This window comes from Halomonas alkalisoli, assembly GCF_021412585.1.
In the GTDB taxonomy this organism is placed as follows: domain Bacteria; phylum Pseudomonadota; class Gammaproteobacteria; order Pseudomonadales; family Halomonadaceae; genus Halomonas; species Halomonas alkalisoli.
In genome coordinates, this window is record NZ_JAKCMI010000029.1 from 134504 (window position 1) to 157802 (window position 23299).

The 23299-nt window shown below is 65.8% G+C and carries 25 protein-coding genes; 17 read left to right on the plus strand and 8 right to left on the minus strand.

Features of this window, described 5'->3' with window-relative positions:
* The first annotated feature begins 63 nt into the window (after positions 1-63).
* The 4 genes from LY622_RS14315 (at position 64) to LY622_RS14330 (ending at position 4093) form a co-directional block, all read left to right on the plus strand.
* The gene (locus LY622_RS14315; RefSeq protein WP_234291516.1) at positions 64-894 is read left to right on the plus strand and encodes a 3-oxoadipate:acetyl-CoA acetyltransferase; all 831 of its coding nucleotides are present in this window, start codon (positions 64-66) and stop codon (positions 892-894) included.
* 162 nt (positions 895-1056) lie between these two features.
* Positions 1057-1812, plus strand: coding sequence for an enoyl-CoA hydratase-related protein (locus LY622_RS14320; RefSeq protein WP_234291517.1), 756 nt, complete (start codon positions 1057-1059; stop codon positions 1810-1812).
* Between the two features lie 83 nt (positions 1813-1895).
* Positions 1896-2729 carry a universal stress protein gene (locus LY622_RS14325; protein WP_234291518.1) on the plus strand — a complete coding sequence of 278 codons (834 nt, stop codon included), beginning with the start codon at positions 1896-1898 and terminating at the stop codon, positions 2727-2729.
* Between the two features lie 296 nt (positions 2730-3025).
* On the plus strand, positions 3026-4093 hold the full coding sequence (locus tag LY622_RS14330) for a GGDEF domain-containing protein (RefSeq protein WP_234291519.1): 1068 nt from the start codon (positions 3026-3028) through the stop codon (positions 4091-4093).
* A gap of 62 nt (positions 4094-4155) precedes the next feature.
* Here the strand turns inward: LY622_RS14330 and LY622_RS14335 are convergent, their stop codons facing one another.
* Positions 4156-5058, minus strand: coding sequence for a LysR family transcriptional regulator (locus tag LY622_RS14335; RefSeq protein ID WP_234291520.1), 903 nt, complete (start codon positions 5056-5058; stop codon positions 4156-4158).
* Between the two features lie 103 nt (positions 5059-5161).
* On the opposite strand from LY622_RS14335, the gene LY622_RS14340 reads away from it, so the two are divergent.
* The 9 genes from LY622_RS14340 to LY622_RS14380 all read left to right on the plus strand — a co-directional run bounded on the left by LY622_RS14340 (position 5162) and on the right by LY622_RS14380 (position 14111).
* A complete protein-coding gene (locus LY622_RS14340) occupies positions 5162-6280 on the plus strand; it encodes a muconate/chloromuconate family cycloisomerase (protein WP_234291521.1) in 1119 nt (372 codons plus the stop codon).
* Between the two features lie 15 nt (positions 6281-6295).
* Positions 6296-6586 carry a muconolactone Delta-isomerase gene (catC, locus tag LY622_RS14345; protein ID WP_234291522.1) on the plus strand — a complete coding sequence of 97 codons (291 nt, stop codon included), beginning with the start codon at positions 6296-6298 and terminating at the stop codon, positions 6584-6586.
* Between the two features lie 72 nt (positions 6587-6658).
* Positions 6659-7633 carry a catechol 1,2-dioxygenase gene (catA, locus tag LY622_RS14350; RefSeq protein WP_234291523.1) on the plus strand — a complete coding sequence of 325 codons (975 nt, stop codon included), beginning with the start codon at positions 6659-6661 and terminating at the stop codon, positions 7631-7633.
* Between the two features lie 134 nt (positions 7634-7767).
* Complete coding sequence (locus tag LY622_RS14355; protein WP_234291524.1) at positions 7768-9150, plus strand: Rieske 2Fe-2S domain-containing protein; 1383 nt, start codon at positions 7768-7770, stop codon at positions 9148-9150.
* Complete coding sequence (gene benB / locus LY622_RS14360) at positions 9147-9635, plus strand: benzoate 1,2-dioxygenase small subunit (protein ID WP_234291525.1); 489 nt, start codon at positions 9147-9149, stop codon at positions 9633-9635. Before LY622_RS14355 ends, benB begins: the two co-directional genes overlap by 4 nt.
* A gap of 24 nt (positions 9636-9659) precedes the next feature.
* Positions 9660-10709: a benzoate 1,2-dioxygenase electron transfer component BenC gene (benC, locus tag LY622_RS14365; RefSeq protein ID WP_234291526.1), complete on the plus strand. Its 1050-nt coding sequence runs from the start codon at positions 9660-9662 to the stop codon at positions 10707-10709.
* Positions 10706-11515 (plus strand): benzoate diol dehydrogenase BenD, encoded by an 810-nt coding sequence (gene benD / locus LY622_RS14370; protein WP_234291527.1) that lies wholly within the window; start codon positions 10706-10708, stop codon positions 11513-11515. The genes benC and benD overlap by 4 nt, the downstream gene beginning before the upstream one ends.
* A gap of 62 nt (positions 11516-11577) precedes the next feature.
* Positions 11578-12813 carry a benzoate/H(+) symporter BenE family transporter gene (locus LY622_RS14375; RefSeq protein ID WP_234280720.1) on the plus strand — a complete coding sequence of 412 codons (1236 nt, stop codon included), beginning with the start codon at positions 11578-11580 and terminating at the stop codon, positions 12811-12813.
* Positions 12814-12896: 83 nt separating this feature from the next.
* Complete coding sequence (locus LY622_RS14380) at positions 12897-14111, plus strand: benzoate/H(+) symporter BenE family transporter (RefSeq protein ID WP_234291528.1); 1215 nt, start codon at positions 12897-12899, stop codon at positions 14109-14111.
* A 14-nt stretch (positions 14112-14125) separates the two neighbouring features.
* On the opposite strand, the gene LY622_RS14385 is transcribed toward LY622_RS14380, so the two are convergent.
* The 4 genes from LY622_RS14385 to LY622_RS14400 all read right to left on the minus strand — a co-directional run bounded on the left by LY622_RS14385 (position 14126) and on the right by LY622_RS14400 (position 16669).
* The gene (locus LY622_RS14385; RefSeq protein ID WP_234291529.1) at positions 14126-14509 is read right to left on the minus strand and encodes a hypothetical protein; all 384 of its coding nucleotides are present in this window, start codon (positions 14507-14509) and stop codon (positions 14126-14128) included.
* A gap of 146 nt (positions 14510-14655) precedes the next feature.
* On the minus strand, positions 14656-14964 hold the full coding sequence (locus LY622_RS14390) for an AzlD family protein (protein ID WP_234280718.1): 309 nt from the start codon (positions 14962-14964) through the stop codon (positions 14656-14658).
* The gene (locus tag LY622_RS14395; RefSeq protein ID WP_234291530.1) at positions 14961-15677 is read right to left on the minus strand and encodes an AzlC family ABC transporter permease; all 717 of its coding nucleotides are present in this window, start codon (positions 15675-15677) and stop codon (positions 14961-14963) included. Before LY622_RS14395 ends, LY622_RS14390 begins: the two co-directional genes overlap by 4 nt.
* A complete protein-coding gene (locus tag LY622_RS14400; protein WP_234291531.1) occupies positions 15674-16669 on the minus strand; it encodes an LLM class flavin-dependent oxidoreductase in 996 nt (331 codons plus the stop codon). Before LY622_RS14400 ends, LY622_RS14395 begins: the two co-directional genes overlap by 4 nt.
* Before the next feature lie 217 nt (positions 16670-16886).
* On the opposite strand from LY622_RS14400, the gene LY622_RS14405 reads away from it, so the two are divergent.
* From LY622_RS14405 to LY622_RS14420, 4 genes are all read left to right on the plus strand, one after another.
* Positions 16887-17063: a hypothetical protein gene (locus tag LY622_RS14405; protein ID WP_234291532.1), complete on the plus strand. Its 177-nt coding sequence runs from the start codon at positions 16887-16889 to the stop codon at positions 17061-17063.
* Positions 17064-17074: 11 nt separating this feature from the next.
* Entirely contained in the window at positions 17075-17773 is a 699-nt protein-coding gene (locus LY622_RS14410; RefSeq protein WP_234291533.1) for an extensin-like domain-containing protein, read from the plus strand.
* 85 nt (positions 17774-17858) lie between these two features.
* On the plus strand, positions 17859-18806 hold the full coding sequence (locus LY622_RS14415; RefSeq protein ID WP_234291534.1) for a cobyrinic acid a,c-diamide synthase: 948 nt from the start codon (positions 17859-17861) through the stop codon (positions 18804-18806).
* Between the two features lie 75 nt (positions 18807-18881).
* Positions 18882-20111, plus strand: a complete 1230-nt coding sequence (locus LY622_RS14420; RefSeq protein WP_234291535.1) for a toxic anion resistance protein — start codon at positions 18882-18884, stop codon at positions 20109-20111.
* Positions 20112-20131: 20 nt separating this feature from the next.
* Here LY622_RS14420 and LY622_RS14425 read toward each other — a convergent pair whose 3' ends face one another.
* The 3 genes from LY622_RS14425 to LY622_RS14435 all read right to left on the minus strand — a co-directional run bounded on the left by LY622_RS14425 (position 20132) and on the right by LY622_RS14435 (position 23261).
* Entirely contained in the window at positions 20132-20497 is a 366-nt protein-coding gene (locus LY622_RS14425; RefSeq protein ID WP_234291536.1) for a sll1863 family stress response protein, read from the minus strand.
* 92 nt (positions 20498-20589) lie between these two features.
* Positions 20590-21861 (minus strand): GGDEF domain-containing protein, encoded by a 1272-nt coding sequence (locus LY622_RS14430; RefSeq protein WP_234291537.1) that lies wholly within the window; start codon positions 21859-21861, stop codon positions 20590-20592.
* Positions 21858-23261, minus strand: coding sequence for a substrate-binding periplasmic protein (locus tag LY622_RS14435; RefSeq protein WP_234291538.1), 1404 nt, complete (start codon positions 23259-23261; stop codon positions 21858-21860). Before LY622_RS14435 ends, LY622_RS14430 begins: the two co-directional genes overlap by 4 nt.
* Between the last annotated feature and the right edge of the window lie 38 nt (positions 23262-23299).

Genomic DNA, 23299 nt, shown 5'->3' on the forward strand with positions numbered 1-23299 from the left:
GGGTTCGCGATCTGCCCCGCCAGTCAATTACGCCGCTACGGTTCGGTACGAAGAGAGGCCACCATGTCCAACCCCTGCATCATCTGCGTTGCCATCACCGGCAGCCTGCCGCGCAAGGAAAACAACCCCGCTGTTCCCATCACCATCGAGGAGCAGGTCGAGAGTACCCAGGCGGCCTTCGAGGCCGGGGCGACCATTGCCCACTGCCATGTGCGCAACGACGACCAGACGCCCAGCTCCGATCCGGAGAAATTCGCCAGGCTGATGGAGGGGCTGAAGAAGCACTGCCCCGGCATGATCATCCAGCTCTCCACCGGCGGGCGCTCCGGGGCGGGGGAGGAGCGCGGTGGGATGCTGCCGCTCAAGCCCGACATGGCGAGCCTCTCGGTGGGCTCCAACAACTTCCCCAACCGGGTCTACGAGAACCCGCCGCAGCTGGTGGAATGGCTTGCCGACGAGATGCTGAAGTACGACATCAAGCCCGAGATCGAGGCGTTCGACCTGTCGCACATCCACCAGGCGGTGAATCTGTCGCAGCAGGGCAAGCTCAGGGCGCCGCTCTACGTGCAGTTCGTGATGGGGGTCAAGAACGCCATGCCGGTGGACAAGTCGACCTTCGACTTCTACGTGGAGACCCTGAAGCGGCTTGCCCCAGATGCCCAGTGGTGTGGCGCCGGCATCGGCTCGAACCAGTACCTGCTGAACGAATGGTCCATCGCCGCGGGCGGCCACACTCGCACCGGACTCGAGGACAACGTGCGTCTCGACCGCGATACCCTGGCTCCGTCGAATGCGGCCCTGGTTGAGCGCGCGGTGGCACTATGTGGAAAGTACGAACGCCCGGTGGCCACCTGGCAGCAGGCGCGTGAGATGTTGGGCCTTGTGACTGCTTGATGGTGCCCGCTGGCTGCCCTCAGAATCCGAGAAACGTTGCGAATGCCTTCGCGGTGGGCGCCGGGTGAGCAAGGAAGGCGATGGGCAGGCCAAAGATTAGCATGCTCATGAAAAAGTGCTTATGCTGAAGAAGAGGCCCCTTGCCCGCAACGGAGATAGCTCATGGCGACTCGAATCACGACCTCCCGCAGAGAGGACGGCATCACCCTGCTGAGGATCAGTTGCCCTGAACGACGCAACATCCTGGACGAGGCGAGTTACACCCAGTTGATGGATGCGCTGGCCTCGGCCGAGGCGGACGATGGGGTCAAGGTCCTGATCATCACGGGCAGCGAGAACTGCTTTACCGCCGGCAACGACCTGGCCAACTACAAGGCCCTGGCGGAGGCAACCGAGGTGCCGGCCATCACCTTCCTGCGCCGCCTGCATGCCTTTCCCAAGCCCGCTATCGCCGCCGCAGAGGGTCTCGCCCTGGGGATTGGCTCGTCGATTCTTCTACACTGCGATTTCGCCTATGCGGGCAATTCCACGACGTTCTACCTGCCCTTCATCAACTTTGCCCTGACGCCCCTAGGCGCCACGACACATCTGCTGCCCAAGCTGGCCGGCAACAAGTCGACCAGCGAAATGCTCTTGCTCGGTAAATCCTTTTCCGCGTCCCGCGCCTGTGACCTGGGCCTGCTGACCGATACCACTCCCGATGGCAAAGCGCTGGAGCAGGCGATCGACTGTGCCACGCGGCTGGTCGCCAAGCCTTTCGATGCGCTGCTGGCCACCAAGGCGCTGCTGCGGGAGAGCGAAGCCGAAGCAGTCGGCCTTGCCTTCGACCGGGAAGAAAGGCAGCTGCTGGAACGGTGTCGCTCCGCGGAAGCCCAGGGTGCCATCGACGCTTTCTTTGCCAGGAAAGCCAGCCACTAGCGATAAGCGCATAGCCAGCTGCTCGCAACTCCTTGCTGATCTGCTGTACTGGAGGCAAGAACAACCGTGATGGGAGGGGCGGTATGCAGATACTTCATGTGGCAGTGGACGAGTCGAGACGCTCCTTGCAGGGTATCGCCTTGGGCGAGCTGCTTCATCGTCAGTGGGGCGGCACAATGGCGCTGGTTTCCGTCGTGGCGTCATCCGACCAGGTGGATAAACGCCGGGCCGCGCTGCTTGACGCACTAGACCGGGAGGAGCTGGGGGCGTATCGGGAGTCACTCGAGATAGTGACAGGTGATGCCGCCGACGTGCTGGCCGAACTGGCTTCCGAGCCTGGCGAAGGGTTGCTGTGCATGACCTCCCACGGCCGACGCCCGTCTTCCGAGTTATTGCTCGGCAGCGTTGCGGCAGAAACCGTGCGCCGTGCTGGTGCACTGGTGGTGCTTGGCGGCCCCCGGTTCGATCCTGGCAGGCATGGGCGCATCGATACCCTGATGGTCTGCGTCGATGGATCGCGCCCAGCCGAGTCGGTGCTCGAGCCTGCTGTCAATCTGGCCAGGCGCCTCGATGCCAGGCTGCAACTGTTGCACGTGGTTGACGTCGTGACCGATGCGGCATCGGCATTGCCGGGCGGTACTGGTCATGGCGACATCATGGAGTCGGGGTATGTGCAAAGCCTGGCGCGCCGGATTCGCGAGGCGGACGGATTCGAGGTGGACTGGGAAGTGCTGCATGGGGACAGCCCGGCAGAGGCTATCCACCGTTACCTGACCGCTTGCAACAACGTCATGGTTGTCATGACTACCCATGGGCGCAGTGGTTTATCACAAGTAGCCGCAGGCAGTGTCAGCCGCGAGATATTGCACAAGATGCACTGCCCGGTGGGGATAATGCGCCCGGTAAAAGGGGGGTGACGGCTTCTTCCGGGAGTCGTCTTTTCTTCGGATAGGGCCCGCTACGGCGATTCTCCACCAGCACCTCAAGAATGGCATTGGCCTCCTGCATGACCGGCGTGGGGAGTTCGCCCTTGCGGCGGCGCAGTAAAGCCCACCCCATCCGATGGGCATTGAAAAAATACTAAAGACCTCCGCAGCCCGGCCGATATACCTTGGGCATCTTTTGCAAACATGATCGCCAGCGCCGGATGAGATCTTGCTTTAGTGAGGCCTACTTCCCAAGAGGTGCGCGACAGCCGGGAGCGCGGGGAACCATGAAGACACCGCAGTGGCTGAGGTGGCGGGTCGAGAGCGATACCGATACCGGCTCGGGAGCGGACCCGCGGCGGTCTGGGTTGGCCAACTGCTTCTTGATCATCGTTGCGCTGACGTCCCTGGTCTATGCCGTGATCAACTTCTTCCACTTCGAGGCCATCCTGCTGGCGGCCGTCGAATTAGCCTTCTTCGTCATCGTTGTGCTGGCGCTGGCCGACATGCGGGTCAACCGTAATATCGAGCGATCGGCCTGGGTGACGGTGTTGTCCTGTGGTGGCCTCTCGGCATTCTTCTATTGGTACGTCAAGGCCGATGTCTCGGCGGCGGTATGGACGGTTTTCTTCGCGATCATCAATTTCTTCCTGCTCGGCACGCGCAAGGGCCTGCCCGTCTACTTGGTCTTCTTCGCGGTCATCCTCTCGATGACCGTCACATACCGAGACGATTGGCCGGCACTGGCATCGGGAGCCGCCCTGACCAACATCCTCGGCGCGATGATGGCCTTCGGGGCCGCGGCCTATTATCAGGAACGGTCCCGGGAAGCCGCCCACGATAGAATCGAAGCCCTGGCCAACCAGGACAGCCTGACCGGCATCTCGAACCGCCGCCATTTCTTGCAGCGCTTCGAGCGGGATCGCCAAGCCTTGTGCCTCCTGGGCGGGCAGTATTCCCTGGTTCTCATCGATATCGACAATTTCAAGTCGGTCAATGACACCCACGGGCATACCGTGGGGGACCAGGTCATTATTGCCGTCACCCGACGCATTCTCTCGGCCGTCCGGTCTCAGGACCTGGTAGCCCGCTTGGGCGGAGAGGAGTTCTGCGTCCTGCTCCACGACTGCGGGGGCAGCGATGCCTTGCGCCTTGCCGAGGGGCTCCGTCGGGTCGTCGGTGCTGAGCCGGTGGCGGTGGGCAGCCAGAGTGTGATGGTGACGATCAGTGCGGGGGTCGCCGATGGGGATCCTCGGACCCGGGGGTTCAACGAGATGTTCGCGGATGCGGACAGGCGCCTGTATGCCGCCAAGGCAAGGGGGCGCGATCGGGTGGTGGGACAGTTGTCGCCGTGATGCCGTTTTCGGCTCGCGGGCGTTCGCGCATCTTCTTCACCCGACCTTCCAGCAGCGGCCCACTACGGATAACGCCCCGTACGGCGATTCTCCACCAGCACCTCGAGGATGGCGTTGGCGTCCTGCATGGCCGGCGAGGGGAGCTCGCCCTTGCGGCGGCTGCAGATTACCGGTGAGGTAAGCGTCTTGTCGGCGAGGTAGACGTAGACGATGCCGTCCCGCTGTACCCGGCGGACCTGCTCCGGCACCAGGGTGATGCCCAGCTCCGAAGCCACCAGGCCGAGGGCCGTCTGCAGCTCGTTGGCCTCCTGGGCGATGGTCACCTTGAGGCCGTGGCGGCGAAACAGGCCGAGGGTGATGTCGGCGAGACTGGGGCGCGGCTTGGCGGGAAACAGCACCAGCGGGTATTCGGCGAGCTGCTCCAGGGTCGGCGTGGTGCCTTCCAGCGGGTGGCCCACGGGCAGGGCGGCCATCAGGGGTTCGTCGAACAGCACCTCCTGTACCACGTCGGGGTCGTCGATGCGCAGCCGGCCGAACCCCAGGTCGATGCGGCCGGCCTTCAGCGCCTGGATCTGCTGCACCGTGGTCAATTCCGCCAGTATCAGCTCGACATTATCCTTTTGTCGTAAGCCCCGCACCAGCAGTGGCAACTGCCCATAGAACACCGACGGCACGAAGCCGATGCCGAACATGACGCGCTCGCTGCGTGCCATGCGGCGGGTGGTGACGACCGTGGCGTCGACCTTGTCCAGTATCTGCAGGGTATGCTCATAGAAGAACTGTCCCGCCGTGGTCAGGCGCAATCCCCGTGCCCCCCGCTCGAAAAGTGCCGCTCCTATCTCCTGCTCCAATTGCTTGATTTGTCTTGATAAAGGCGGCTGTGCCATATGCAGGCGCGCCGCCGCCCGGGTGAGGTTCAGCTCCTCTGCCACGGCGCAGAAGTAGCGCAGGTGTCGCAGCTCCATGATACCTCCAGGGTATGGCTTGTGACTCAAACGATATTGGTTCTGGCGTCGTGTGGCAATCAAACTGCTCACCATCACCCGTTTCCCGGAGTTCAGAGTCTTCATGTCATCCCTGATCGAAGCCATCGAGACGCTGCTGGTCGACCTGCCGACCATCCGTCCCCACAAGCTCTCCATGACCACCATGGCCTGCCAGACGATGGTCATCGTGCGCATGCGTCACAGCGACGGGATCGAAGGGCTGGGCGAGGGCACCACCATCGGTGGCCTGGCCTATGGCCCCGAGAGCCCCGAGAGCATCAAGCGCAATATCGACAGCTACCTGGCGCCACTGCTGATCGGCCAGCCCTCCGGCAACGTCAATGCCCTGCGGGCACGCATGAACCGCCATGCCCGGGGCAACAGCATCGCCAAGTCGGCGCTCGAGACCGCGCTGCTCGACGCCCAGGGCAAGCGGCTGGGGCTGCCGGTGGCCGAGCTGCTCGGCGGCGCACGTCACGACCACCTGTCGGTGCTCTGGACCCTGGCCAGCGGCGATACGACCAAGGACATCGACGAAGCCTTCCAGCGCCTCGACGACCGCCGCCATTGCGACTTCAAGCTCAAGATCGGCGCCAACGCCGTCGATGCCGACGTGCGCCATGTGGCCGCCATCAAGGAAGCCCTGGGCGACCGGGCAAGCGTCAGGGTCGACGTCAACCAGGCCTGGGACGAGTCCACCGCGGTGCGCGGCATCCAGGCCCTGCAGGACGCCGGCATCGAGTTGATCGAGCAGGCCATCCCCGCTCGCGAGCATGCCGGCCTGATCCGGCTGGCGAACCGCTTCAACGTGCCGATGCTGGCCGACGAGGCGGTACAGGATGCCCGTGACGGCTTCGACCTGGCCGCGGGCGGCTTCAGCGGCGCCTTCGCCCTGAAGATCGCCAAGTCCGGTGGCCTGCTGGGTGTGCTGGAGCTGGCCCACGTGGCTCAGGCCGGCGGCATCGGCCTCTACGGCGGCACCCTGCTGGAGGGCACCATCGGCACCGCCGCCTCGCTGCACGCCTGGGCAACGCTGCCCGAGATGGCCTGGGGCACCGAGATGTTCGGGCCGCTGCTGCTCAAGGACGACATCGTCACCGAGCCCTTGCGTTACCACGACTTCGGCGTCGACCTGCCCCGCGGGGCAGGGCTCGGTATCGCCCTGGACGAAGACAAATTGGCGCACTACGTGCGCAAGTGAAGGGAGGACGTAACGATGCTTTTTCAGGTGGAAATGACCGTGAAGCTGCCGCCGGAGATGCCGGCCGAGCAGGCCGCCGAAATCAAGGCGCGGGAGAAGGAGTACGCCCAGGGGCTGCAGCGCCAGGGCAAGTGGCGCCACCTGTGGCGGGTCGCCGGCAGCTACGCCAACGTCAGCATCTTCGACGTGCGCGATAACGCGGAGTTGCAGGAGCTCGTCTCCGGCCTGCCGCTCTTTCCCTACATGGCGATCAGCGTCAAGCCGCTGTGCCGCCATCCTTCGTCCGTCCGCGAGGACGACAGCTAGCGGCTCGGAAGAGCCATGCGCCAGACCACACCCGTGCGGGTGAATGACAACGATACCGTGAGGATAGCACCCATGACCGTGAAGATTTTCGATACCCCGGAAGTCCAGGATTTCCTGAAGACCGTCGCCGGCTTCGACCAGGCGGGCGGCAACGAGCGCGCCAAGCAGATCATGCATCGCCTGCTCTCCGACCTGTACAAGCTGATCGACGACTTCGACGTGACCGAGGAGGAGTACTGGTCCGCCGTCAGCATGCTCAATGCCTTGGGCGGCCAGACCCAGTTCGGCCTGCTCTCGCCGGGCCTGGGCTTCGATCACTTCCTGGACATGCGCCAGGACGCCATCGACGCCGAGGCCAAGCGCACCGGCGGTACCCCGCGCACCATCGAGGGCCCGCTCTACGTGGCCGGCGCCCCGGTGGCCGAAGGCTTCACGCGCATGGACGACGGCAAGGACCAGGACGGCCAGACCATGTGGCTGACCGGCCAGGTGCGTGACGTCGACGGCAACCCGGTCGCCGGCGCCAAGGTCGAGATCTGGCACGCCAACTCCAAGGGCGGCTACTCCTTCTTCGATCCGACCCAGAGCGAGTACAACCTGCGCAGCACCATCATCACCGACGGCGAGGGCCGCTACACCGCGCGCAGCATCATCCCCTCCGGCTACGGCGTGCCGGAAGGCGCGCCGACCGATCAGGTCCTCAAGTCCCTGGGCCGCCACGGCGAGCGCCCGGCACACATTCACTACTTCATCTCCGCGCCGGGACACCAGCACCTGACCACCCAGATCAACCTGGCCGGCGACCCCTACACCTTCGACGACTTTGCCTTTGCCACCCGCGAGGAGCTGGTCGTGGAAGGCAGGCAGATCGAGGATTCGGCCGAGATCGCCAAGCGCGAGCTGGACGGCCCCTTCACCGAGGTGGTGTTCGACGTCGAGCTGGCCAGGACCGATGCCCCGGAGCTGCAGGTGCGCCACAAGCGCCCGCGGGCCAAGGAAGACGCGCAGGACCAGCACAGCCAGCTGGCCGCCACCGCCAAGGTCTGATCGGCGCCAGGGCTATCGCTGTTACTTCCAGCGAGGAGCGCCGGGGGCAGGCCGAATGAGAAAGCAGACCTGCCGCCGGAAAAGCTCAGACGATAGATACGACAACTTACGACAAGACATCGAGGACCTGGATCATGACCACCAAGCTTGATCAACTCGAGGAGCGTGTTCGCGGTGCCGTCGTCGACGACGCCGAGAATGGCATCTTCCGCTGCCACCGTAGCATGTTCACCGACCCGGCCTTCTTCGAGCTGGAGATGAAGCACATCTTCGAAGGCAACTGGCTGTTCCTGGCCCACGAGAGCCAGGTGGCCGAGCCGGGCGACTACTTCACCGTGACCATGGGGCGCCAGCCGGTGGTGGTCACCCGCGACAAGAACGGCGAGCTGCACGGCCTGATCAACGCCTGCGCCCACCGCGGCGCCACCCTGTGCCGACGCAAGCAGGGCAACAAGGGCACCTTCACCTGCCCGTTCCACGGCTGGACCTTCAAGAACGACGGCAAGCTGCTCAAGGCCAAGAACGAGAAGACCGGTGCCTATCCGGAGGGCTTCAAGCAGGAGGGCTCCCACGACCTCAAGCGCCTGCCGCGCTTCGAGAGCTATCGCGGCTTCCTGTTCGGCAGCCTGAGCGCCGACGTCGTGCCGCTCCAGGAGTATCTCGGCGAGACGATGAAGGTCATCGACAACATCGTCGACCAGGCCCCGGAAGGCCTCGAGGTCCTGCGCGGTACCTCCTCCTACACCTTCCAGGGCAACTGGAAGCTGGGTGCCGAGAACGGCGCCGACGGCTACCACGTCAGCACCGTGCACTGGAACTACGCCTCGACCATGGGCCGTCGCAACTACGACGCCGGTGGCACCAAGGCGGTGGACGCCGACGGCTGGTCGAAGAGCCAGGGCGGATTCTACTCCTATGACAACGGCCACATGATGCTGTGGACCCGCCTGCTCAACCCCGAGGTGCGCCCGGTCTACACCCAGAAGACGTGGCTCGAGAAGGAGCTGGGCGAGGCGCGGGCCGACTCCATCGTCAACCAGACCCGTAACCTCTGCCTCTACCCCAACGTCTACCTGATGGACCAGTTCTCCACCCAGATCCGGGTGATCCGCCCGCTCGCCGTGGACAAGAGCGAGGTCACCATCTACTGCTTCGCCCCCAAGGGCGAGTCCGCCGAGAACCGTGCGCTGCGCATCCGCCAGTACGAGGACTTCTTCAACGTCAGCGGCATGGGTACGCCGGACGACCTGGAGGAGTTCCGCGCCTGCCAGGCCGGCTATGCCGGGCTCGATGCCGAGTGGAACGATCTTTCCCGCGGTGCCCGGCAGTGGATAGAAGGCGCCGACGACAACGCCCGCGCGATCGACATGAAGCCGCTGCTCAGCGGGGCCTCTCCCGAGGACGAAGGCCTCTACGTACTGCACCACCAGCACTGGGTCGAGGAGATGCTGCGCGCCATCGACCGCGAGCGCAGCCAGTTCATCGCCACCGCCACTGCCGAGGAGACTTCCGCATGAGCATTTCCTATCAGGAGCTCCAGGTCTTCGTCTACCGCGAAGCCCGCCTGCTCGACGACCGCCAGTGGGACGAATGGCTGGAGTGCTACAGCAAGGGCGCGGTGTTCTGGATGCCGGCCTGGGACGACGACGACCAGCTGACCCGCGATCCCCAGCGCGAGGTCTCGCTGATCTACTACCCCAGCCGCGAGGGGCTGGAGGACCGGGTCTACCGCATCAAGACCGAGCGCTCCGGCGCCAGCACACCGGAGCCGCGCACCACGCACCAGATCACCAACCTCGAGGTGCTGGAGCAGGCGGGCGACCGGGTCGAGCTGCGCTTCAACTGGCACACCCTGAGCCACCGCTACAAGCAGACCGACGGCTACTTCGGCACGTCCTTCTACACCCTGGACGTATCCGGCGAGACGCCGCTGATCGAGAAGAAAGTCGTGCAACTCAACAACGACTATATCCACCAGGTCATCGACGTCTACCACGTCTGATCCGGTGCGGGAGGAGATTCGACCATGAGCTATACCATTGCCCTGAACTTCGAGGATGGCGTGACCCGCTTCATCGGCTGCAAGGCCGGCGAGACGGTACTCGACGCCGCCTACCGGCAGAAGGTCAACCTGCCGATGGACTGCTCCGACGGCGTCTGCGGCACCTGCAAGGGCCACTGCGAGCAGGGTGCCTTCGACATGGGTGACGACTACCTGGACGATGCGCTCTCCGAGGAGGAGGCGGCCGAGGGCCAGGTGCTCACCTGCCAGATGGTGCCCTCCTCGGACTGCGTCATCCAGGTGCCGGTGGCTTCCACCCTGTGCAAGACCCAGGTAGGGGAGCTCCACGGCACCGTGGCCATGGTCGAAGCGCTCTCCGAGGACAGCATCGAGCTGGCCATCGACCTGGATGAGGGTGCCGAGCTGGCCTTTCTGCCCGGTCAGTACCTCCATATCGAGGTGCCCGGCAGCGGTCAGCATCGCTCCTACTCCTTCAGCTCGCTGCCGGGGAGCCGACGCGCCACCTTCCTGATACGCAACATCCCGGGTGGCCTGATGAGCGGCTACCTGGATGGGCAGGCCAGGCCGGGCGATCGCCTGAAGCTGACCGGCCCGCTGGGCAGCTTCTACCTGCGCGAGGTGACGCGCCCGGTGCTGATGCTGGCCGGCGGCACTGGCCTGGCGCCGTTTCTCTCCATGCTCGAGCAGCTGGTTCAGATGCGCGCCGACGGCAAGGCGACCGATACGCCGATCCACCTGATCTACGGGGTCAACAAGGACGACCACCTGGTCAAGGTCGGTGCCCTGGATGCCTTCGCCGAGGCGCTGCCGAACTTCCGCTACACCACCGTGGTGGTGGACGAGGCGAGCGAGCACCCACACAAGGGCTACGTGACACATCACATGGACGCCGAGGTACTCAACGACGGTGACGTGGATGTCTACCTGTGCGGGCCGCCGCCCATGGTGGATGCCGTGCTCAAGCACTTCGACGCCAAGGGCATCGTGCCGCAGAGCTTCCACTACGAGAAGTTCACCCCCAACCAGGCGCCCTCGGCCGAGGAGGTGGCATGAGCGACGCTCCTGTACTGAGCGCACCGGGCCAGCGCTTCACCGACCGGGTGATGGTGATCACCGGGGCGGCCCAGGGCATCGGCCAGCGGGTCGCCGAGCGGGCGGCCATGGAGGGCGCCCGCCTGGCCCTGGTGGATCGTTCCGACCTCATTCATGAGGTGGTGGCCGGGCTTGTCGAGCAGGGTGTCGATGCCATCGCGCTGCAGGCCGACCTGGAGACCTGGGAAGGTGCCAGCGACGTGATGAACCGGACCGTCCAACACTTCGGTCGGATCGATATCCTGGTCAACAACGTGGGCGGTGCCATCAACTTCAAGCCGTTCACCGAGTTCACCGATGCCGAGATCGCCGCCGAGATCACCCGCTCGCTGATGCCCACCCTGTGGTGCTGCCGCGCCGCGCTGCCGGCCATGGTGGCGCAGGGTGGCGGCGTCATCGTCAACGTGTCGTCGGCGGCGACCCGCGGTATCCATCGGATCCCCTACTCGGCGGCCAAGGGCGGGGTCAACGCCATGACCGCCTCCCTGGCCTTCGAATACGCCGATCACGGCATCCGCGTGGTGGCCACCGCACCCGGCGGCACCGAGGCGCCGCCACGGCGTATCTCTCGCGGCACCCCCGAGCCCCGCAACGAGCAGGAGCAGGCCTGGTTCCAGGCCCATATCGACCAGACCAAGGCCAGCTGCCTGATGCACCGCTACGGCACCCTGGACGAGATGGCGGCACCGATCCTGTTCCTGGCTTCCGACGATGCCGCCTATATCACCGGTACCGTGGTCCCGGTGGCGGGAGGAGACCAGGGCTAGGACTGACCGTATTTGGCGAATGACTCAATACAATACCAACGACAACAACCCCTGGAGCCACCATGAAACATATCGAAAAGGGCGTCAGCCTCCGGCGCGCGCCCGGCGACTTCCTGCGTGACCTCAATGCCGACAACGCCAGTGCCGGCCTGGTGGCCGGCATCTTCGGCCTCAGCGCCGGCGTCATCCACATCAGTGCCGGCACCGCCGCGGGGCTCGACTCCGCGTTCATCATGATCTGGGTGATCAGCTACCTGATGATCAACGGCCTGTTCGGGCTGTTCATGCCGGCCTACTACCGGCTGCCGCTGCCCATGGCCAACTCGATTCCCGGGGCCCTGCTGTTTGCCGCGGTGATCCCCGTGGTGGGCCTGGAAGCGGCGCTCGGCGCGACGCTGATCGCCGGGTTCATTGCCCTGGTGGCCGGCCTTTCCGGCGTGATGTCGACGGTGATGCGGCTGATCCCCATGCCCATCGTCATGGGCATGATCGGGGGCGTGCTGCTGAGCTTCGGCCTCAACATGGTGCGGCCGCTGGAGAACGCCATGCTGCCGGCGGCGATCATGATCCTCAGCTTCTTCCTCTCGGCCAGGCTGATCCGCAAGGTACCGCCGCTGTTCGTCTCCATGGCGGTCGGTATTGGCTACCTGATGTTCACCGGCGTCGACTTCTCCGGCATCCAGGCCACGGTGCGCTTCCCCGAATTCATCGTGCCCGAGTTCACCCTCGCGGCCTTCCTGGCCTATGGCTTGCCGCTGGCGATCATCCTGGTGGGCATGGAGACGCCGGCCGGGGTCGGCCTGGTGAAGGGCATGGGCTACAAGGAAGTGCCGGCCAATGCCATCACCGCCGTGGGCGGCCTCGGCACCATGATCTCCTCCTTCTTCAATCTGCACAGCACCTGCATCGCCGCGCCGATGACGGGGATCTGCTCCTCGCCGGAGGCGGGCGAGCGTGACAAGCGGTGGGTGGCGGCGGTGATCGCCGGGGCGATCTTCGTGGTCTGCGCCCCCTTCTACGGCTATGTGGTCAGCCTGATCGAGGCCACGCCGGGCTACTTCATCGCCATCATCGCCGGCCTGGCGCTGATTCGCGTCATCACCTCGTCGCTGGCCATCGCCTTCTCGGGCAGGAAGCACGAGATGGGCGCGCTGTTCGCCTTCCTGATCGCCGCATCGGGCATCCAGATATTGGAGATCGGTTCCTCCTTCTGGGCCCTGGTGCTCGGCGTGATGATCTCGCTCGTCTTCGAGACCAAGGACTTCGAGTTCGCCAAGGGCAAGCAGGCGGTGGCGTAACGCCGGCGCCCTCCACGCTACCCGTTTCCTCCTTGGCCCGCCTGACTCGCGCAGGACGGGCTTTTTTTCCTTAAAGGTGTGTCATGTCAGCGCTCAAGGACATCTCGCTTTCCGCCATCGCCGCCGGTTTCGTGGCGGTACTGATCTCCTACGCCGGGCCACTGGCGATCTTCTTCCAGGCCGCACAGGGCGCCGAGATATCGACGTCGATGATGAGTTCCTGGGTCTGGGCGATCTCGATCGGTGCCGCCGTGTCGGGGATCGGCCTCAGCCTGTGGCTGAAGGTGCCGGTGATCACGGCCTGGTCGGCGCCGGGGACGGCGCTGCTGGTCTCGCTGTTTCCGGGGCTGTCGCTCAACGAGGCGGTGGGGGCCTATCTCACCGCGGCGGCGATTATCCTGGCGATCGGTGTCAGCGGCTCGTTCGACCGCATCATCCGTCTGATACCCCCGGGCATCGCCGCGGCGATGATGGCCGGTATCCTGTTCCAGTTCGGTGTTGGGGTGTTCACTTCGCTGGAGAGCTCACCGGCGCTGGCGCTCGGCATGCTGGCCGCCTACCTGCTCTTCAAGCGGCTGTTCCCCCGCTATTTTCTGGTGTTTCTGCTGATGGCCGGCATCGTCCTGGCAGTGCTGTTCGAAGGGGCCAGCCTCCAGGGCGTGTCATGGCAGCTGGCCGAACCGCAGTTGATCCGTCCCGAATGGACGCTGGGTGCCACGCTCAGCCTGGCCATTCCGCTGGCGCTGGTCAGCCTGACCGGGCAGTTCCTGCCGGGCATGGCGATACTGCGCGGGGCGGGTTACGGCACCGAGGCGAGGCCGATCCTGACGGTGGCGAGCCTGGTATCGATGCCGATGGCGCTGTTCGGCGGCATCACCACGGTGGTGGCGGCCATCACCGCCGCCCTGTGCACCGGCAAGGAGGCGCACCCCGACCCCGGCAAGCGCTATGTGGCCGGGGTCGCCAGTGGGCTCTTCTACCTGCTCGGCGCGCTCTTCTCGGGCAGTATCGTGCTGCTCTTCACGTCACTGCCGGTCACCTTCGTGGCGCTACTGGCGGGGCTGGCGTTGATCGGGGCGATCAGCAGCAATGTCGCCGCGGTCGCGGCACAGAAGGATCACCTGGAGGCCTCGATCATCACCTTCCTGGCGACGGCCTCGGGCATGAGCCTGCTGGGTCTGGGAGCGGCGTTCTGGGGGGTGGTGTTCGGCTGTATCGCCTATCTCGTGCTGCATCGCCGGCCGGTGCGGCAGGGGGAGGGGCCCGGGCGGGCCGAGCCTGCCGCCATTCGACGGTGAAGCGCCTTCAGCTATCACTTCTCGTCTCGGTCTCCCGGCTTGACCTCGTAGTCGCCTTCCAGCACCTGCTGTTCGCGGTGGGGTTCACCGCCAGTCCGGGTGCGATAGTGCGTCTCCCGGTAGTGAAAGCCGGAGCCGACATCGCTAGCCTGCTCGGCGCGCATCTGCTCGAGGCGCTTCTTCATGCGATAGCGCATGATGGGCAGCATGGCCCAGCCGATCAGCAGGAAGAACAGGCCGAGCACCGTGCCGACGATCAGCAGCATGCCGAACAGCAGCCAGGTCAGGATCAGCTTCAGCCCGCCGAGAGGCCCGCGCGGCGTCTGGCGAGCGCGGGCACGCCACTGCTGTGCGGCGTGCCAGGCGGCGTTGCGGCGCGGGTCGTTGGGATCGGTCATGGACATCTCCAGCGCGAGCATGGCGTCACCATAAAGGGGTGACGAGGTGAATGGCTCTCTCTTGGAGGCCATGACTGGGTAAACGTTCCTGGGGTGCGACACGCTACCACGGTCGCTTCTGCCAGGGCACTTCTCACGCAGATGCGCTACAGCATCCGCCATAGGGCGGCGGTGACGATGCCGGCAGTGATCGCGGGCAGGGGTTTCTGCAGGAGCAGCATGACCGCCAGGGTGGCGACCAGTGCCAGCCGGGCGCCCCAGTCGCCGTGCACGGCCATGGGGGTAATCACCGCCACCAGCACGGAACCGGCCATGGCATTGATGAAGCGCTCCACCCTGGGGCCGATCGGTACCCGCGACATGATGAAGACCCCGCCGGCGCGGGTCAGGTAGGTGACGAGGGCCATGATGACGATGGCGGCGATGGCTCCGGCCAGTGTGGCGGGAAGGGTCATGGTTGCTCCCTCTTGCGCGCCGGCAGCAGGAGGCCCACGAGCCCGCCTGCCAGTGCCCCGACGATGACATGGGCGTGGTCGGGTAGCCATGCCATGGCCGCCAGTGCCGCCAGGGCGGCGGCGGCCCAGGGCAGCAGCATCGACAGGTCGCGGCGGCCGCCCACCAGCATGGCGAGCAAAAAGCAGCCCATGATCACGTCCAGGCCGAAGCGCTGCGGCTCCTCGATGCCGCTGCCGAACAGCACGCCGAGCAGGGTGCCGAACAGCCAGGTCACCCACAGCGCGATGCCCCCGCCCACCAGCATGCCGACATTGGTCTCGCCCTTCTGGTAATCGGCGGCGGCCATGGCCCAGTTGGAGTCGCTCATGATGACCACGCTGGCGTAGCGCTGGGCCGTTGGCAGGTGGGCGAGCCAGGGCTGGATGGCGGCTCCCATCAGCAGGTGGCGAGCATTGATGGCGAAGGTGGTGGCGATCAGCGGCAGCAGCGGAATCTCCGGCCCCCACAGCTCCAGGGCGGCGAACTGCGAGGCGCCGGCGAAGACCAGGGCGCTCATCAGCATCGCCTCGAGGCCGGAAAGGCCGCGGGAGAGGGCGGCCACGCCGAAGGCCAGGCCGAAGACGACAACGAACAGCGACAGCGGTGCCATGCGCCGAATGCCGACGAGAATGCCGGCCAGGTCGAGCTGCGCGCCCTTCGGGCCTTGGCTCATCCTCGCCACGCCTCGGCGACGATCTCGTAGCTTCTCAACCGATCCTCGGCTTCGAAGACGTCGGTATTGAGCATCAGCTCGTCGGCGCCGGTCTGCTCGAGGAACCGCTCGAGCCCCGCCTTCACCGTCGCTGGCCCACCGATGATCGCGGCGCCCAGGAACTGCTGGACCTGGGCCCGCTCCATGGGAGACCAGTCGAGGGCTTCCACCGGTGGCAGCGAACGGGTGCGCCCGCCGCGAACCAGGTTGAGGAACTTCTGCTGTGCGGTGGTGGCCAGGTACTCCGCCCGCTCGTCGCTGTCGGCGGCGATCACCGGCAGGCCGACCATGGCGTGGGGCTTGTCGAGTGTGTCGGAGGGGCGGAAATTGTCCCGATACAGGCGCAGCGCCTCATGCAGGTACCCCGGGGCGAACTGGGCGGCGAAGGCGAACGGCAGCCCTTCCCGGGCCGCCAGCTGGGCGCTGTAGCCGCTGGAACCGAGCAGCCAGAGTGGCACGTGGGTGCCCTGGCCCGGGACGGCTCGCACCCGCTGTCCGGGCTGGGTCTCGCCAAGAAACCCCTGCAGTTCGGCCAGCCGCTGGGGGAAGTCCTCCACACCGGCGTGGGGGTCGCGACGCATGGCCTGCATGGTGGCGGCGTCGGAGCCCGGGGCGCGGCCCAGGCCCAGGTCGATGCGGCCGGGATAAAGCGTCGCCAGGGTGCCGAACTGCTCGGCCACCACCAGCGGCGGGTGGTTGGGCAGCATGATGCCGCCACTGCCGACACGGATATGCGAGGTGGCACCGGCGATATGGCCGATCAGCACGGCGGTGGCGGCACTGGCGATGCCGTCGAGGCTATGGTGCTCGGCCAGCCAGTAGCGGGTGAAGCCGAGCCGTTCGGTCAGCTGTGCCAGGCTGACGCTTTCACGAAAGCTGTCGGCGATGGTGCCGCCCTGGCGGATCGGTGCCAGATCAAGCACGGAGAGTGGGGTATCGGCGAGTCGGGGCATGATCGGGTTCATCCGCTAATTGATTAGCCTGCTGTGTATTGTCACCAACATCGGGGCTAGGCCGGAAATATGCAATCCCTGTTGTGAGAAAACGGTGGCTGCAGCCTTGAGGAGCCGTCGAATGGCGCCCACCCTTTCCGCTGTTTGTTGCAATACAGTAGTCAGGCGGCAGCGCAGGCCTTAAGCTCAGCAAATAGGGCGAAACCGGACTTCAGCCATGTCTCTCATCGGATCGAACCGCGGCAACTCCCGCCGTGGCGCTACCCGTCGACGAAATCCCCCACGCCAGCGCCGAAGAGGCTTTGATGGCTGGCTCGATCGCGCAGTGGACGTCGCCGTGATCACTGCCCTGATCGTCGGCGGTGTGGCCCTGGTGCTAAACCTGTTGCTGTGATGTGAGGTGGTATGCGCTTTCTGTTGACCCTTGCCTTGCTGGGCATGGTCGCGGCCATTGCCTGGTGGCAGTTCGAGGCGCGGATTCCCAGTCAGTGGCATCCTTGGAAGCCGCTTTCGGTGGATGACCCCCTGACCCCGGTGACGAAATGGAAACTGCATCGCCTGGGCGACCGCCGCGAAGACTGCCTGGCGACACTGGCCACCGCACCCGATGGTGCGCTGCGGATGACGCCGCTGGAGGATCACGAGCCGGTAGAGGGCTGCCCATTGGAGAACGTGGTGCGTGTGCATGGCGGTGATGTCGATTTCAATGCCAGCTTCGTCGCCGCCTGTCCCTTGGCGCTGGCCTGGGTGATGTTCGAGCGGCAGCGGCTGCAGCCGGCCGCCGAGACCCATTTCGGCAGCCGGGTGGCCCACGTCGAACACTACGGCAGCTATTCCTGTCGGCGGGTCTATGGCCGGGAGGATGGCCGGATGAGCGAGCATGCAACGGCCGAGGCGCTGGATGTGGCCGCATTCCGGCTGGCGGACGGCCAGCGGATCGCCCTTCAGGAGCACTGGGACGAGGAGGGCGAGCGAGGCGACTTCCTGCGCGAGATTCGCGACGGCGCCTGTGACCTGTTCGGCAACGTGCTTGGCCCCGACTACAACCCGGCCCATGCCGATCACTTCCATTTCGGCATGCGGGGATACCGGCTGTGCCGTTGAGGCCGGCCTCCGGCTTACGGTCGCACGCGGCCTCAAGCCCCCGTACACTGGTTGCATCCTCCAAGGTCGCTGAGTAAGGAGACCTATGCTGGGATTTCTCCAGGGCTTTGCCTATGGGCTCTTCGTCACCTGCCTGCCGTGGCTTCTGGTCGGCATGGCCAATCCACGCCTGGCGGTGCCCACCGACGCTCCCAGCCGCCTGCAGGTGGTCTTCCGCTACTGCCTGTTGATCCCGTTCATCAGCATGCTGCTGTGGCTGACGTCGCTGTGGGGCGGTTTCGGGCCGAGCCTGGGCGGCTGGCTGGCCGGGCTGGTCGCCGTCCCCGTGGCGTTTCCCCTCGAACGTGCCTGGCGCCGCTGGCGGGCCAGGCGACATCGCCGCCGGCTGGAGGCGCGTCTCGAAGCCGAGGCGGCGCGGCGGCGTGCAGAGCAGGAGCGTGAAGCCCGCGAGGCCGGCGTGGCGGTACTCGACCCGGCCCATCCGCCGGTTGACGCCGATGCATTGGTCATGGCCCTGTGCCGCGCCAAGCAAGGCCTGCTCGATACCCGGCGCCCCGATCTCGCCATCCAGGTGGACCGTTTCTACAGCCGCTACTTGAGCGTGATGGATGTGCTGGTGGCCCGCTTCGACAGGAGCGAGCTGGCCTTCGAACGCTCCCGCGGGCTGGTCACCGAGGTCTGCCTGGGTGCGGTGGACAACTTCACCTCCATGGCCGCTCAGGCGCGGGGGGTGATGGGGCTCGACGGGGACTTCGTGCGTCGCCGCCTGGAGCAGGACGGCGCCAAGCTGTCGGTGGAGGAGCGGATTGCGCTGAAGCGTCGCCTGGAACTGATCGATGACACCGAGCTGCGGCTGCGCCGCCTGGTGGCGCGAAACGAGTCGGCGCTGACGCTGCTCGACGATGCCGCCGTGGCCCTGGCGCGGATCGAGACGGGGCGTCCCCAGGCGTCGGTAGCCACCGACCAGGCCCTGGAGGAGCTGCGGCGCTTCATCGGCAGGGCCGAGCGCTATGGGCGCGGAAGCCAGCGCTGATTTCGGCAGGATGCTAGCTTATAGCCTAGCAACCAGGCACTTGAGACCAGGCACTTGAGATAAGGGGAAGGTAGCATGAAAGAGCCGTCCGAACGTGGGTCCCGCCTCTCCTTGCCGCCGGTGGAGGAGATCGCCAGCGAGCTGGTGGAATCCCTGCCCGAGGCCGGGGAGGAGGACGCCTTCGGGGAGGATGACCCCGAGCTGAACCAGATGGCCGACGCCTTCGTGGAGGAGGTGCTGGCCAGCGGTGACGACGGCAGTGCGCTTGCGCGTCAGCGCCGTGCGGTGGACGAAATGGGCCTGGAACTGCAGCAGCAGGCGGCGCACAAGAGCGAGATGCTGCAGACGCCGTTGAAGAAGCTGGCGCACCAGGGCGATGACGGCGGGCCGGTGGCCCGTGCCCTGGTCGACCTGCGCGGCAGGATGGAGGAGCTGGATCCGCAGCAGCACCGGCTCTCGCCCAACCGGCTCGACCGGCTGCTGGCGCGAATTCCCGGCGCGGGCAGCCGGGTACAGCGCTACTTCCGCAAGTTCGAGAATGCGCAGCAGGCGCTGGATGCGATCATCGCCGACCTGGAGGCGGGGCGCGACATGCTGCATCGCGACAACCTGACGCTGAATGACGACCAGGAGGCCCTGCGCGAGCTGATGGGTCGGCTGCAGCGTCAGATCGGACTCGGGCGCCTGATCGACCGGCGCCTGCAGCAGGCGCTGTCCGGACTCGTCGCCGACCATCCGCAGCGCCCCTTCATCGAGGAGGAGCTGCTCTTCCCGCTGCGCCAGCGCATCGTCGACCTGCAGCAGCAGATGGCGGTCAGCCAGCAGGGGGTGCTGGCGCTGGAAGTCATCATCCGCAACAACCGTGAGTTGATCCGCGGGGTGGACCGGGCGATCCATGTCACCGTCTCGGCGCTGACCGTGGCGGTGGCGGTGGCCATGGCGCTGGCCAACCAGCGGCTGGTACTCGACCGCGTCGAATCGCTCAATACCACCACCTCGGACATGATCGCCGGTACCGCCAGGGCGCTGCGCCACCAGGGGGTGGAGATCCAGACACGGGCGGCCTCGGCCCAGCTGGACATGGAGGCCCTGGAGCAGGCGTTCGGTGACGTCATGGGGGCCATCGACGATCTTTCCCGCTACCGCCAGGAGGCCCTGCCTCGCCTGGACGAGCAGATCACCCGGTTGGCGAAGCTGTCGCGCCAGGGAGGGGAGGCGATCGACCGACTCCAGCGTGGCAGCGAAGCCCAGCCAGAGTCTCTCGAAGAGAAGACGTCACCATCGGAGCGGCGCGACGACAGCTAGTCGGCACCCGGCAGGCGAGACTATCGCCTGTCGGGGCGCTCGTCGTGGTCGTCCTCGGGCGTGGTATCGGGGGGCGTGGTATCGGGCGGACTGCCCGGTGGAACCTCATTGCGCCAGGCATCCCGGAACGCCTTGCGCATCAGTTCCCAGGACTCCTCCATGCCCTGGCGTAGCGAGTCCCAGGCCGCCTCGCTGGCGTGCTGCAGTTCATCGAGCCGGCGACGTGTTTCGTCGCGACGCTGCTTCAGCCGCTCGATATCCTCCTCGTACTTGACCTGTGCCTCGTCGCTGGCCTGACGGGCCCTGGCGGCCAGCTCATCGATCTCGGCGTTCCACTCGTCCAGCCGGGCCTTCATCTGCTCGACGAATTCGTCGCGTTTGCTCATGGTCTCATCCCCCGTCCTATCCCGCTATCGCAAGACACTTCTCGCTTGAGCATGAGATAGAAGCCGGCTTCCCACAAGCGTGGCCAAATCGCTCATGTCTCCCACGCCACCCGGTCGCGGCCCTGGTGCTTGGCCCGGTAGAGCTGGCTGTCCGCCTGCTCCAGCAGCTGTTCGCAGGTGATCCCGCTGGCCGCGGGTACGGTGCTGGCCACCCCCAGGCTCGCGGTGACCTGGTCGGCGTGGTCCGAGTAGGCATGGGGGATCGCCAGCGCTCGAATCGCATCACGGATGTTTTGGGCGACCAGGCGGGCACCCGCGAGATCGGTATCGGGCAGTACGCAGACGAATTCCTCCCCCCCGTAGCGGGCCACCAGGTCGGTGGAGCGGGTGACCACGCCGGCCAGGGCATCGGCGATCGCGCGCAGGGTATCGTCGCCGGCGACATGGCCGTAGTGGTCGTTGAAGTCCTTGAAGCGGTCGATGTCGATGAAGATTACGGCGAGGGGCTTGCCGGAGCGCCGAGCCCGCTGCCACGAGGCCTCCAGGAAGGTATCGAAATGGCGCCGATTGGCGATGCCGGTAAGGCCATCGATGGTGGAGATCTGGTGCAGCTGATCGCGCTGGTCGAGGCCTTGCTGGAAGGCATGGAGGAGCTCGTCCAGGCTCTCGACCAGATGACCCAGTTCGTCATCGCCATGGTGCGCCAGGTTGGGCTTGCGCCACCGGCCGGGCCGGCTGGGGTCGGTCTCGATGATGGCCGCATGGACCTGCAGCAGTGGCCGGGTAATGAATGCGTGGAAGACCACCACCAGCAGAGCGGCGATGGCCAATGCCTTGAAGACACCCAGCGAGAAGATCAGCAGGCTTCGATCCATGAAGTCCCTGGCCAGGCTGTCGAGTGCCAGCGTCATTTCGATATCGCCTACCGGTTCGGTCGGCGAGGCGGTCCCCAGGTCGTATATCAGGACTTCCTGGTAATGCAGGATGTCGCCGAAAAGCGCATGGGCCAGCCAGCTGCTATCGGGCGCGACGCCTCTTGCACGCGAGGCCATGCTGCGGCCGAAGTCGTCCCGAATGACCACGTCGGCTACCCTGCCGCCGCTGAACAGGCCCTCCACCACCTGCGTCGCCAGTTCGGGGTTGAGCTGGAAGGCGGCTTCCGCGGCGGTGCCGTGAACCAGGTCCAGCCGGTGCTGGGTCTGATTCTGCACTTCATGTCGCATCTTGCGGGCGTCCAGGGCGAGTTCGATGGCTCCGGCAATGATGCTCAGCAGCAGCGCGATGGAGAGCGTCAAGACAGCCTGCTTGGCGGTCAGGCTGCTGCGGCGTGGGCGTCGCTGGCGCCTTGGGGGAGCCGCTGTCATCGCTCCGCTTCCGCGTCATCGCTTGATTCGAGCCCCACGACCTCAGGCGGTTCGGGGGGGCGAAGCCTGTCGATGGCAGCCTGCAGGCGGGCCACATAGGCCTCGGGCACCGTGGGGTGGCAGGCGAGATAGAGCTGGGCTTGCTGGAAGCCGAAAAGGCGCTTCAGGTCGATTTCCGCCTCGGCGGCAAGATAGTCGGCTGCCTGCTCACCCGTGACCCAGACATCGATGAGCCCCGATTGCAGGCGGCCGATATTCTCGCGCTCGCTGGTTGCCAGAATGATCGACGTCCCCTGGCTTGCCACGAACTGGCCCACGGCATCCTCGCGAAAGCTACCGACGCGCAGCTCCTGGAGGTCCTCCAGCGAGCTGGCTTCTATCCCCGAGCCCACCTGGGTGAAGGCCGCCCAGTCGTTGGTCGCCAACGGACCGATCCAGGTGAAATGAGGCTCACGATCGCTGGTGCGTGTCGTCGAATAGACACAGTGGTTGTCCTTCAGCTGGGCCTCGGTATAGGCGCGCGCCCAGGGAAGCAGCCGAAACCTGGCGGAAAGCCCCGCCTCTTCCAGGGCGGCCCGCAGCAGCTGGGTCGACTCGCCGTCGATGTCGCCATCATCCGCCAGGTAGTTGTAGGGCGGATACTCCTCGGTGTTGAAGGTCACCTCGGTGCTAAAGATGTCGCCGAGTTCACCCCGCTGCCGGAGAGCGTCCACCGCGGCCTGCATGCGCTCGACCAGGGCCGGCTCGGTATCCCGGTGCAGGGCATAGTAGAGGTCCGACTCGCTGATCGTCAGTACCGACATGAAGTCGGCGATGGGCAGGTCGTGCTCCTGCATCAGCCAGAATGCCACATCCTCACCGTAGGCCCACAGGTCGACCCGTCCGCGGTCGAGCATCTTCAGGGCGCTGACATTGGACATCGCCAGGCGCAGCTGGTCGGCGGGTACCCCGGCTTCTTCCAGGCGCTGGGCGCCGATGTCCTCACGGATCACGGCGACTCGATAGCCGCCATGCACCAGGTCGTCGAGACTGTCGAGCTGGATGCCGCTGTCGCGCCGGGCGATCAGGGTGACTCGGTCGGTGGCGATGGGCCCGACCCACTGGAACAGCGCCTCGCGCTGCTCGGTGCGGGTGGTGGAGAAGAGGACCGTGCCGGGCTCGGCCAGGGCGGTGTCGTAGCCGCGGGCCCAGGGGTAGAAGAGGACGTCGTCCCGGGTTAGTGGGGTTTCGGTCTCCTCGAAGATGCGCTCGAGGATCTCGATGGAGATGCCTTCCAGCCGCTCCCCGCCCTTGTAGTTATAGGGCGGATACTCTTCGGTAATGAAGGTGAGGCCGTCCAGGCTGGCAGACGCCGGGGCAGGGAACAGCAGGCAGACCGCGAACAGTAGCCATTTTCTCATGCGGCTGTCGATGCCTCCTGTGTTGGTATTATTATGTG